Here is a 12,279-nt window from a genome sequence, read left to right on the forward strand (position 1 = left end):
TATGGCACTGGTTCTGAACGAAGATCAACGATTGCTCAAGGAAGCCGCGGTCAGCTTCTGCCGTGAAAATGTGTCACTCAGTAATCTTCGCCGGCTTCGGGACAGTCGGGATCCGCTGGGATATGACCCGGAAATCTGGCGCCAGATTGTCGAGCTGGGCTGGACAGGAATGACGATCCCGGAAGCCTATGGCGGTTTTGAATTCGGCTATACCGGTCTTGGTATAGTGCTGGAGGCCACCGGTCGAAGCCTGCTGAATTCGCCCTTGATATCCACCGTGCTGCTGTCTTCGACAGCGCTTAATCTGGGTGGCAGTGAGTCGCAGAAGCAGGAGTTTCTGCCAGCTGTTGTCAACGGTGAATTGATCCTGGCTCTGGCAACAGAGGAGCTTCCTCATCACGCTCCCACGAACATCCAGACGGCTGCGGTATCGAACGGCGACGGTTTTGTATTGAATGGTAAGAAGGTCATGGTGCTGGACGGTCATATTGCAGACAGGTTTATCGTCAGTGCACGCAGTGCCGGTTCCCGGGCGGACCAGGATGGAATCAGCCTGTTTCTGGTCAATGCCGGTTCTCCCGGGGTGATTGTCCGGCAGACCAGTATGGTAGATTGCCGCAACGCCGCGACGATTGTGCTGGATAACGTACAGGTGACAAGCAACGCCTTGATTGGCCGGCTGGGGCAGGGCTATTCTGTGCTCGAGCAGGTTTTTGATGTGGGTCGCATCGGTCTGGCGGCGGAGATGTTGGGGTCCATACAGGAGGTGTTTGAACGGATCGTTGATTACCTCAAGCAGCGGGAACAGTTTGGTGTGCCGATTGGCGCCTTTCAGGCATTACAGCATCGGGCCGCAGTCATGTACTGTGAGATAGAACTCTGCAAGTCTGCAGTGCTGGCTGCGCTGGACGCGCTTGATAACGATCCGTCAGCGGTGCCAGAGCTGGCAAGCCTGGCGAAAGCCAAATGTTCCGAAGTATTCTTCACTGTCAGCAATGAAGGAGTTCAGATGCATGGTGGAATCGGCATGACGGATGAATTCGACATCGGCTTTTTTCTCAAGCGGGCACGGGTTGCCCAGCAGTTTCTTGGCGACCAGGTGTTTCACCGGGATCGCTATGCCAGTCTGAGGGGGTTCTGATACCTGCCCCTTGTGGGTCCATTGAGTTACAGGTTCTGATGATAAAAGATGCGGCAGAGTTGCGGGCAAAAATAGCAGAAATCAAAGACAGTCAACGTATTCAGGCTGTGTTCTTCCTTGTTCGGAAGCCGGGTCAGCGGCAGTCCAATGGTTTCCGGTAAAAGATTTCGCCGAGTGCTGGTACTGTTTGATCAGAGGGATCTCTTTGCATGCCTCTGCTGATCCTTGGTGCCCTGCTTGCCGTGCTGATCTATGTGCCGTCACTATGGGTGCGGCACATCATGATGCGTTATGGGAAGGAAGTTCCCGGGTTGCCGGGTACCGGAGGCGAACTGGCCAGGCACCTGATCGATCGTTTCGAGTTGACAGATATCGGTGTGGAAGAGACCGACCCCATGCGGGATCATTTCGATCCGCAGGCCAGAATGGTGCGCCTGGGGCCCGACAATTTCCATGGTAAATCCATCACCGCAGTGGCAGTGGCGGCCCATGAGGTGGGGCATGCCATCCAGTTTCATCGGCAGGAAAAAATCTTCGAGCTGCGCAAGCGCTATATTCCCCAGGCTATGGCACTCAATCGCGCGGGTATCGCCATCATGTGGTGCCTGCCGCTGGTGGGGCTGGTGCTGCGGTCACCTTTTGCCATCGGCGCCCTGATTACCATCAGCCTGCTCTTGCAGTTGGCCGGAGCATTTGTGTACCTCATCGTGCTACCGGAAGAATGGGACGCGAGTTTTAACAAGGCCCTGCCGATACTCAAGCAGGGTGAATATATCGAACACCGGCAGCTTCCCCAGGTTAAACGGGTGCTGCGGGCTGCTGCGTTGACGTATTTCGCCGCGGCTCTGGCGAATGTGCTTAACATTGCCCGCTGGCTGCTGATACTGCGACGTTAGGGAAGGAAAGGAAGTAGAACCTCGATGACAGAATCCGAGTTTGAATCAGCCATGGCGGGGTTCATGGCTGACCGGGTAAGTACCGATCCGGCGCATGACATCCTCCATGTTCGTCGTGTGGTAACGCTTGCCAAAGCCCTGGCTGACAGCGAAAAGGCTGATCGGCAAGTGGTCGTGCCAGCCGCCTGGCTGCACGATTGCATTACGCTGCCAAAGGACTCGCCGGAAAAGCATAAGGCATCAACTCTGGCGGCTGAGGAGGCGGTTCGCTTCCTCAGTGATGTTGGTTATCCTGCCAGGTATCTGGATCCTGTCTATCATGCAATTCAGGCGCACAGCTACAGTGCCAATATCAAACCTCTGACGCTTGAAGCTTGCGTGGTTCAGGACGCAGATCGACTTGATGCGCTGGGTGCGATCGGTGTTGCGCGCTGTATGCTGGTGGGAGGTGCCCTGCATACGCCGCTTTATCATCAGGATGATGCCTTTTGTGAGCACCGTCAGCCCGCTGACCGGCACTATGTGCTGGACCATTTCTACAATAAATTACTGCATCTTCCTGCCGGGCTGCATACCCCCAGTGCCCGCCTCGAGGCGCAGCGTCGTCGTGACGCCTTGCAATTCTTTCTTGATGAATTGCGTCGCGAGCTGGAAGTCAGCCGGATAAAAACTGAACAGTACCAGTTGCTTTGATTCGATTTGCGTCTCGCAGCCTTGTTCATTGGCGCGGGCATTCTGGATCGTGGCCTATGCCGGGTATTTAACATCGACCTCAAGTAGTGTACAAAGACAGGTATGGATGAATCTCTGAATGTATTTGACGAACCACTGGAACCTTGCGGGACTGATCCGCTGACAGGGTTTTTCCGGGATGGCTGCTGTAACACCAACGAAGACGACCTGGGCTCCCATACTGTTTGCGTAAAGGTCACCCGGGAATTTCTCGAATTTTCCCGGTTTCGTGGCAATGACCTTTCCACTCCTGCTCCCCAGTTTGGCTTTCCTGGCCTCAAACCTGGAGACGCCTGGTGTCTGTGTGCAGCCCGTTGGCTTGAAGCCTACGAAAACAGAATGGCACCCAAGGTTTTTCTTATGCGAACCCATAAAAAAGCCCTGGAGATTGTCCCGCTGGAAAAACTGAAGGAGTATGCTGCCGATCTCAATTGATCCTCTCAGTATCGGGAACTGACAATGACGCCAATAACAACCCGCCCGGAGAAAACCCATCATTACCAGAATGCGCTTTTCAATTCTGCCCGCTGGGATGAGTTTGAACCGCGCAGTGACGATATCATCATTGCCACCTCCTATAAGGCCGGTACCACCTGGATGCAGGGAATCTGTGCTGCGCTGGTATTCCAGCAGGCGGAACCGCCGGTGCCCCAGGATCAGCTTACCCCATGGCTTGATGCGAATTTTGCACCGGTTGATGCTGTCCTTGAAATGCTGGAAGGGTTGAAGAATCGTCGCTACATCAAGACTCATCTGCCATTGGATGGGCTGCGGTTTCTCGATGAAGCCAGGTATATATTTGTGGGTCGTGATGGCAGGGACGTCTTTATGTCAATGTGGAATCATTGGCATAACATGCTGCCGGAGCGTATCGATGACCTGAATAAAGCACCGGACAGAAAAGGCCCGAGCCTGCCCCAGGCACCGGATGATATCGTGGCAGCGTTTGACGAGTGGTTAAGTCGCGGAAGCTTCGCGTGGGAGAAAACCGGTTATCCATTTTGGTCCCATTTACACCACGCGAAGACCTGGTTGGATTATCGTCACCTGCCGAATATCCTGTGTGTGCATTTTCAGGATCTTCTGAAAGACCTGGATGGTGAAATGCGGCGCATATCAGCTTTCCTGGATATCCCCATAGATCAATCCATCTGGCCTTCTCTGGTGGAGGGTGTGAAGTTTGACTCCATGAAGGCCAATGCGGCCAGGATGGCGCCCGGTGCCACGCAGGGGTCCTGGAAGGATACCAGTAATTTTTTCCACAAAGGTACCAACAGGCGCTGGGAGGGTGTGCTTAGCGATGAGCAGGTGCAGCGCTATCAGAACCTGGCCCTGCGGGAACTGGGGGGTGAGTACGCCCATTGGCTGGAGTACGGCGGACATGTCAGCACGACAGACTGAAACCTCAAATTAGAAAAAACACAGCAGGAAAACACTATGAATACCTGGAAGACAATATCCCTGATATCTGCACTGATTCTGGTAACTTTCCCGCTAAGTCTCGGCGCGCAGGAGTACCCGGATCCCACGCGTTTCGAAGAGACAATACAGCGGTTCGAACAGCAGGACAGGCTCAGTCCACCGCCGGAGGGGGCCATAGTTCTGACCGGTAGTTCCAGTATTGCCCGCTGGAATGATGAGGCCGCCGGGGCCCTGGCACCGTTGACCGTAATACCCCGAGGGTTTGGTGGTTCCATAATGCATGATGTGGTTCATTATCTTGATCGCGTGGCTCTCAAGTACAGGCCAAGGGCGATTCTCATCTACGAAGGGGACAATGACACCGGGGTTGCAGGCTATGGTATTACGCGGGAAATGATTCTGGATGACTTGCGGCACATTATTGCCCGCGTGCATGAGGCTTCGCCGGAAACCCGAATCTATGTGCTGTCGGTCAAACCCAGCGTACTGCGCCAGAATGTCTGGCCTCAGGCCCAGGCAGTCAGTAAGGGTTACCGGGCTATAGCCGAGCAGGACCCGCTGGTTTTCTACGTGGATGTTGAAACACCGTTTCTGAACGTGGACGGTTCGGTAATGACTGATATATTCGTGGCCGACAATCTGCATCTGAACGATCTGGGTAATGCTATCTGGGGCGCGGCAATCAAAGCGGCGCTGATGCCTATGGAAGCGCGTCATGAACCCGCTTTTGGCAAGTGACAGCTGACATGCCTATGTCCTTAAGAAACCTTTTATCTACTAATACTGAGAAGTATTCGGCCCTGGTGTCTCACGATCAGAAGGCCGTCTGGTACAAGGTGAGAAAATGTGCCTCGATCAGTATTACCAACAGCCTGCCAGGAGATGACTGGATCTCGGTAAACAACAACCGCAATCCACGGCAGTTTGAAGCGGAATACTTCGGTGATTATTTCCGCTTCGCCTTTGTCAGGAATCCTTTCGGCAGGCTGGTATCCAATTATCTGCACAAGATTAAAGATAAGCGGCTGGAGGACATCAGACCCAGCTATATCCGTCATCTGACTTTTCACGAGGGCATGAGCTTCGAGGAGTTTGCGTTGCAGATCTGTGATCTGCCTGAAGAGCAGTGCGATCGCCATTACCGCTCCATGTTTACCTCGATCGATCTGGAAAATATTGACTTTATAGGGAGGCTGGAGAATCTGGAATCAGATTTTCGCCAGGTGGTGAATCGAATAGCACCTTCAGTCGATGACGGTGTCAGCCATCTCAATACCCAGGGCAGGTACGATTATAGGGAATTCTATTCGGCTGCGCTGGAGCAGAAAGTGGCGCTTCGCTATCAGAAGGATCTGCAGCTGTTTGGCTACGATTTTGATAAAATCGCGGATACGGCTCAGGTGCATGAGAAGCTGAGCCGTCAGCCTTAGTGATGCAGCAATCGCTGCCGACACTCCGCTATCTGACCGGTATGGCCCAGGCCGGAAACTCTCCCAGCACCCCGAAGGTGAAGTGCCCCAGAGTGTAGACAAAGGCTGTCAGCAGCACAACCGACAGCATATCCAGCCATAGCCCGGCGATGACCATTTTTCGTATCGGTACCCGGCCGGAACCAAACACGATGGCATTGGGTGGGGTGGAAACCGGCAGCATGAATGCGCAGGAAGCGGCCAGTGTGGTAGGTATCAGCAACAACAGGGGATGCACCTCTATCGCCTGGGCAAGACTCGCCATGATCGGTACCGCCAGGGAAATCGTCGCAGTGTTTGAGGAGACTTCCGTCAGGCCGGTAATAAAACCCACCGTGCTGATAACGATCACCAGCGGGTTGGCGTCGCCAAGCAGAGCCTGCAGCTGTCCGGCGATATAGTCCGACAGGCCGGATGTCCCGAAGCCCTTGGCAATTGCCAGGCCACCGCCGAAGATCAGTAATATTCCCCAGGGCAGTTTTTTCATGTCTTCCCAGTCCAGCAGCCTGCCGCCGACCGCCTTGCTGGCTGGAATCAGAAACAGGGTCAAGGCCATGGTGATCGAGACCGTGCTGTCGTCGATCATGTAACCGACCTCAGGACTGCCCACTGCGGTCAGCAGTCGATCCAGATAATGGCTCCAGCCAAAAATATCCACATCGGCACCGAACAGTCTCTCTTTGCGCGTAATCCACAGGAATGCCGCCGAACCGAACACCAGGGCGACCTTCTTTTCTTCATTCCCCATGGGCCCCAGCTTGGCTATCTCGCCATTTATAAAATCGCGGCCGCTGAATGGCGTTGTCGGCGGCAACGGAAAGACAAAGCGGGTCAACAGCAGCCAGGCAGCCAGCATAAAGACGCAACTGAGGGGCAGGGCAAACAGGAACCAGGTAGAGAAGGTGATTTCCGGCGCTTCCGGAAAAAGCTGACCCATCTGGGTTACCAGCACGCCGTTGGGCGGCGTACCTATCAGCGTGGCAAAGCCTCCTATGGAGGCGGAGTAAGCGATTCCCAGGAGTAGATTGAGGGAAAAGTTACTGGCCCTTGCGTCCACAGTTCCGCCTTTGGCTTCGATGCCGGCATTCAGCTCTTCATAGAGAAGCACGAGCGACATGCCCATGGGTAACATCATCAGGGCCGTGGCTGTGTTGGACAGCCACATGGAGAGAAAGCCCGTTGCAATCATGAATCCCAGCACCAGCCGGTGAGGCTGGCCGCCAATCACTTTGAGAATATTGAGCGCAATGCGCTTGTGCAGATTCCACTTCTCCACTGCCAGCGCGATGATAAAACCACCCATGAACAGCAGGATGATCCAGTCCATGTACTGAGCGGCCACATTGGGAAAGACAATGTCCACGCTGCTCGGAGGGATTGACGAGGCTGCCGGGTCAATGCTGAGCTGGCTGCCGGCCGGCACTTCGCCGGCTCGCATAATGCCAAGCAGCGGAAACAGCACGATGGGCAGCAGTGCCGTAGCCGGCAATGGAATGGCCTCTGTCATCCACCAGATAGCCATCAGTAATACGACCGCAGCCATCCGGGTTACCAGGGGATTTCCCGGATCGAGATCGACGAAAAACAATACGGAGAGGAACACCGCCGGTCCCAGAAACAGGCCAATGGTGCTGATCGTAAAGTTTCTCTTCTGGGGTGCATCCGCTGTTGGTGCTTTCTCTTTGAGGTCTGCCACGTCTTTCTCCATTTGTTCCGTTTAAGGAGCCTCTGATCAATTACCACAATGCTCTGGGCTTCAGACGAGTTCGCTGGCAAGGCGCATTACCGCCGGTATGCGTCGGCCTGCCAAGTCAGTGCAACGAAGCCAGCGGGCTTGTCTGAAGGCCCCGCCGGGCGCCACTGCGTGGTTGTCGCGCTTGGCAAGGGAGTGACCCTTCCCTGCGCACGACGCCTGGCAGTAGCACCCGACAGGCTCCCGCCGGGCGTTGTGGTAATTAATTAGAGGCTCCTCATATAACTTCCTCAGACCTGAACTGGTCGATGTCGGTCTTATTGAATCCCAGTTCCGTCAGAATGGAGTCCGTGTGTTCGCCCAGGCTGGGAACGGCGCCGGCTTGCGGCTCGTAACTGTTATTGTTGCCCGGGGAACGGAAACTTCTGATCGGTCCGTTGGGTGTGTCTATTTCCACAATGCGCTGCAATGCTGTCAGTTGTGGATGCTCCCAGACGGAAGCCATTTCGTTCACCCTGGCCCACGCAATCTTCGATCGATCCAGGCGCTCTTCAAGTTCCCTGGCCGTGAAATTGGCAAACTGCTTTAGGATCAGGGCCCTGAGTTCTTCCCTGTTGCTTGATCGCCCGGTATTGTCGGCGAATCGGGCATCGTACGCCAGTTCCGGAAGCGCTAGCACCAGGTCGCAGAATGCCAGCCACTCCCTGTCGTTCTGTACGCCGAGCATGAGGGTCTGTTGGTCGCCGGTGCGGAAAGCACCATAGGGATAAATGCTGGCATGATCGGCACCAGATCGATTCGGTGGTGGCGCCCCCTCGTAGGCGTAATACAGCGGGAACCCCATCCATTCCACCATGGATTCCAGCATGGAAATGTCGATTCTGCTGCCCTCATTGGTCCTGGCACGCTTGATCAGAGCCGCCAGAATGGCAGAGTGGGCCTGCATGCCTGCGGCGATATCGGCAATTGAGATACCGCTTTTGACCATCTCGTCAGGTGTGCCGGTCACGGTCAGAAAGCCTGCTTCCGCCTGCACCAGCAGATCGTAGGCTTTCTTGCCGGCATAGGGGCCGGAGCCGCCATAGCCGGAAATATTACAGACGATCAGCTGCGGATACCTGTCACTAAGCAGTTCGTAGGTCAGCCCTATCCGCTCCGCCGCCGAGGGAGCCAGGTTCTGGACCAGGATATCGGTACCAGGCAGTAGCCGGTGCAGAATCGATTCGGCACGATCGTGCTTGAGATCCAGGGTCATGCTCTGCTTGCCGCGATTGGTCCACACGAAATGCGACGAAAGACCCCGGGCACGGTCGTCATACTGCCTGGCGAAGTCACCGTTCAACCGTCGTTCAACCTTGATGACTCTGGCGCCCAGTTCAGCCAGTTGACGGGTACATAGCGGTGCGGCAATGGCATGCTCCAGGGAAACGACCTGAATGCCTGAGAGCGGCGGGTTGGTGTCCATGATGAAACCCTCCCGATTTCTCAACGACTGCTGTCGCAGTCCTGCTGAGCAGGTATTGTCCACAAGTCGGGCTTTATCATAATTGTTGTTGCCTGGCTGAGAATCGATTCCAGGGTTGAGCATAGAGTAAGCAGGGCACAGGTTCAACCTGGCAATAGGGGCGTTTAATGTCCTTGACTCTCAACCCGCTTCGGCGTTTTACTGGGGTTTCAGGGGCCCGTAAAGGCTCTGGACAGAATAGCATTCCACCCGGTTTTTTGCGGTCGAGAAACCAGGGGGATTCAAGCGACGTGGGGATTTAATCAAGAAGATGAAATGTAGAACGCTTTGTTTTGTCTGTGCGTTGATTCTGGGAGGATCATTTTTCTCCGTGCCACGGGTCGCTGCCCAGACAGCACCAGCCGATGTCCTGATTGCCTACTACACCCTGACCGGTACAACCCAGAGTCTGGCGCGAATCGTTGCCGAAGGAGCGGATGCCGTCGATGGCGTTAATGTTTCACTGAAACCAATCGAGTCAGTCACAATAGATGATTTGCGTAACGCCGAGGGAATTATTCTCGGCTCTCCCACCTACTACGGAAACATGGCGGGGCCGATGAAAAATTTCATCGATAGCATAGGCCTGGAGCACGGAAGTCCCTTCCTGGCAGGCAAGATCGGTGGCGCTTTTGCTACCGGAGGTGGCTCGGCAGGCGGAAAAGAGCACGTCATCATCTCTCTGTTACTGGCAATGATCAATACCGGAATGATGGTGGCAGGGCCCACTTACGGCGATGGTCAGAACGGTTACGCCCTGCCTGGCGCGGCCGCTATTGACCCGGGTTCGCCCGACGAATTTTCGGAGACTGAGAATGAAGATGCCCGCAGACTGGGGCGTCGTATTGCAGAAATTGCGGTAAGCCTGGCCGATTGATGGCACTGAGTGGAAAGGTCCGAATGCGATTGATATCCAGCCAGGCTGGTGGCACGCCTTGACTCGTCCACCAGATTGCCGCATTATCGCGCCACTATGACTATGCAATCCTATTTTTGGTGGCCCTCCAACCCGGGTCGCCAGACGAAAATTCGTTAACCCCTTTCCTGGCCGCCCGTTGTCTGCGGCGGCCGTTTGTTCAGAAATCCCACGTACGTCAGCAGTTCAATGGGCTCCCAGGTCTCGAAGACCGGTGTGGAGAGTCCGAAAATGCAGGCTATCAAGCAGTTAAGTTACCAGACCCGTGGCGATATCGCAGTACGGCGGTCCAGTTTTGTCGATGATTACCCGGATGCGATGTTACGTCTCGCCCGACGGTTAGATGATCAGCGCGGACTGTTGCTGTCCTCGTCTTATGAGTACCCTGGGCGCTACACGCGCTGGGATGTAGGCTTTGTAAATCCGCCAATCCAGGTGGTCGCCCGTGGCAGACAGGTCAGTATCGAAGCGCTGAACCGGCGGGGTGAATTGTTGCTGCCGGCGCTCTGGCATGCCATGCGCGATGAACCGTCGCTCGCGGATTTAAAGCATGACCCTCTGAAGATAACTTTGCAGGTCCCGCCGGGTAGCGAGGTATTTTCTGAGGAACTGCGCAGCCGCCAGCCCTCCGTCTTTTCGGTGTTGAGGCTTCTGATCGAGCTTTTCGGTTCTGACACCGATCCCTATCTGGGCCTCTACGGCGCCTTTGGCTACGACCTGGGCTTCCAGTTTGAGGACATCCACCGCAGTCAGGCCCGTGGTGGCGAACACCGGGATCTGGTGCTTTATCTGCCGGATCAGATTCTGGTTTCCGACCACCGGCTGGGTGAAACCGTATGCCATAACTATGAATTTGTCTGCCGGAGCTGGGAGTCGCCGGCGCTTACAGAGACCACTGGAGGTTTGAAGCGCAGCGGTGCGTCACGCGCCTACTTACCTGCGGCAAAGTGCAACAGAGCGGGCGACCACAGTGCTGGCGAGTACGCGCTGAGTGTCAGAAAGGCTATCGAGCAGTTTCGTCAGGGCAATCTGTTTGAAGTTGTTCCGGGACAGGTTTTTTTTGAGGCCTGCACGGATCTGCCATCTACAGTTTTTGCCCGTCTTAAAGAAAGCAACCCGGCTCCTTACGGGGCCCTGATCAATCTGGGTGAACAGGAGTACCTGATCGCCGCGTCACCTGAAATGTTCGTTCGAGTAGACGGGGGGCGTATTGAAACCTGCCCGATATCAGGAACTATCAAGCGTGGTGAAGATGCCATTGGCGATGCAGCGCAGATCAGAAAGCTGCTGAATTCCAGTAAGGACGAGTCGGAGCTTTCCATGTGCACCGACGTGGATCGCAATGATAAAGCGCGGGTTTGTGAGCCGGGCAGTGTCAAGGTGGTTGGTCGCAGGCAGATTGAACTGTACTCGCGCCTGATCCATACCGTAGATCACGTGGTGGGCAGCCTGGCGCCTCAGTTCGACGCGCTGGATGGTTTCCTTGCCCATACCTGGGCAGTAACGGTAACCGGTGCCCCCAAACACGCGGCCATGCAGTTTATCGAACAACATGAAAAATCACCCCGTCGCTGGTACGGCGGCGCCATGGGTTTCATCGGCTTTGATGGTAATCTGAATACCGGCCTGACGCTGCGTACCCTGCGCATCAAGGACGGAATCGCAGAAGTGCGGGCCGGGGCGACCTTGCTGATTGATTCTGACCCGGAGAGCGAAGAAGCAGAGACCCGGTTGAAGGCATCGGCGCTGTTGGATGCCGTGCGAGGTCGAACTTCAGGGCTGTCCGACAGTCAGCCGGAACAGTTGACCGGAATTTTGCGTGCCGAGCTGGATCGCCGGGGCGGGCTCAGGGTATTGATGATTGATCACCAGGATTCGTTTGTGCACAATCTGGCTGGTTACTTCCGGCAGTTTGGTGTTCACCTTCGTACCCTGCGGCCTGAAATGGCCAGGCAGGAATTACGGCAGACGCATTACGATCTGGTGGTGTTGTCTCCGGGCCCTGGCCGACCGGAAGATTACCGGATGGATGAGTCACTGGCACTGTGTTTAAAAACGAAGACGCCGGTATTCGGCGTCTGTCTAGGATTGCAGGGTCTGGTGCAATATTTCGGCGGCGAGCTGGGGCTTCTGGACTATCCCATGCATGGCAAGCCTTCGACAATAAAAAACCTTGGCGGAATCCAGTTGGAGGGGTTGACGCAGCAGTTCACGGCCGGTCGTTATCACTCCCTGTATGCCAGTCGCCTGCCTGCGTGTCTTAAAATCGTTGCGGAAACGGACGACGGTATCCCCATGGCTGTGGAGCATCGTCTGCATCCATTGCTGGCGGTACAGTTTCATCCCGAATCGATTCTTACGCTGGGAGATAGTGCCGGACTCAGGCTGATAGGGAATGTTGTACAATACGCCGTAGCACTCAAGGAACCCCTGGCAGATTACCCTGACTCCCGTCGGGATGCCGTCAGGCAGCGCGCTGTTAGATCAGTGGTTCGCTAATTTGTAT

Annotated in this window: 11 protein-coding genes; 9 read left to right on the forward strand and 2 right to left on the reverse strand. The window is 55.3% G+C overall.

Features of this window, described 5'->3' with window-relative positions; translation table 11 throughout:
- Position 1: 1 nt before the first annotated feature.
- The 7 genes from R3F50_13160 (at position 2) to R3F50_13190 (ending at position 5,621) form a co-directional block, all read left to right on the forward strand.
- A complete protein-coding gene (locus R3F50_13160) occupies positions 2–1,141 on the forward strand; it encodes an acyl-CoA dehydrogenase (protein ID MEZ5491252.1) in 1,140 nt (379 codons plus the stop codon).
- A gap of 209 nt (positions 1,142–1,350) precedes the next feature.
- Positions 1,351–2,037, forward strand: coding sequence for a zinc metallopeptidase (locus tag R3F50_13165; GenBank protein ID MEZ5491253.1), 687 nt, complete (start codon positions 1,351–1,353; stop codon positions 2,035–2,037).
- Between the two features lie 24 nt (positions 2,038–2,061).
- A complete protein-coding gene (locus R3F50_13170) occupies positions 2,062–2,730 on the forward strand; it encodes an HD domain-containing protein (protein ID MEZ5491254.1) in 669 nt (222 codons plus the stop codon).
- A gap of 102 nt (positions 2,731–2,832) precedes the next feature.
- Entirely contained in the window at positions 2,833–3,204 is a 372-nt protein-coding gene (locus R3F50_13175) for a DUF2237 domain-containing protein (protein MEZ5491255.1), read from the forward strand.
- 24 nt (positions 3,205–3,228) lie between these two features.
- Positions 3,229–4,170, forward strand: a complete 942-nt coding sequence (locus tag R3F50_13180; GenBank protein MEZ5491256.1) for a sulfotransferase domain-containing protein — start codon at positions 3,229–3,231, stop codon at positions 4,168–4,170.
- 36 nt (positions 4,171–4,206) lie between these two features.
- The gene (locus R3F50_13185) at positions 4,207–4,929 is read left to right on the forward strand and encodes a GDSL-type esterase/lipase family protein (GenBank protein MEZ5491257.1); all 723 of its coding nucleotides are present in this window, start codon (positions 4,207–4,209) and stop codon (positions 4,927–4,929) included.
- 14 nt (positions 4,930–4,943) lie between these two features.
- Positions 4,944–5,621: a sulfotransferase family 2 domain-containing protein gene (locus tag R3F50_13190; protein ID MEZ5491258.1), complete on the forward strand. Its 678-nt coding sequence runs from the start codon at positions 4,944–4,946 to the stop codon at positions 5,619–5,621.
- Between the two features lie 28 nt (positions 5,622–5,649).
- Here the strand turns inward: R3F50_13190 and R3F50_13195 are convergent, their stop codons facing one another.
- Positions 5,650–7,356 carry an SLC13 family permease gene (locus R3F50_13195; GenBank protein MEZ5491259.1) on the reverse strand — a complete coding sequence of 569 codons (1,707 nt, stop codon included), beginning with the start codon at positions 7,354–7,356 and terminating at the stop codon, positions 5,650–5,652.
- A gap of 274 nt (positions 7,357–7,630) precedes the next feature.
- Positions 7,631–8,818, reverse strand: coding sequence for a CaiB/BaiF CoA-transferase family protein (locus R3F50_13200; protein MEZ5491260.1), 1,188 nt, complete (start codon positions 8,816–8,818; stop codon positions 7,631–7,633).
- Between the two features lie 310 nt (positions 8,819–9,128).
- Between R3F50_13200 and R3F50_13205 the strand changes: the two genes are divergently transcribed.
- Both R3F50_13205 and R3F50_13210 read left to right on the forward strand, forming a co-directional pair.
- On the forward strand, positions 9,129–9,734 hold the full coding sequence (locus R3F50_13205; GenBank protein ID MEZ5491261.1) for an NAD(P)H-dependent oxidoreductase: 606 nt from the start codon (positions 9,129–9,131) through the stop codon (positions 9,732–9,734).
- A 270-nt stretch (positions 9,735–10,004) separates the two neighbouring features.
- Positions 10,005–12,272 (forward strand): anthranilate synthase component I, encoded by a 2,268-nt coding sequence (locus R3F50_13210; protein MEZ5491262.1) that lies wholly within the window; start codon positions 10,005–10,007, stop codon positions 12,270–12,272.
- Positions 12,273–12,279: the final 7 nt, after the last annotated feature.

This window comes from Gammaproteobacteria bacterium (genome assembly GCA_041395725.1).
GTDB lineage: Bacteria > Pseudomonadota > Gammaproteobacteria > Pseudomonadales > Pseudohongiellaceae > NORP240.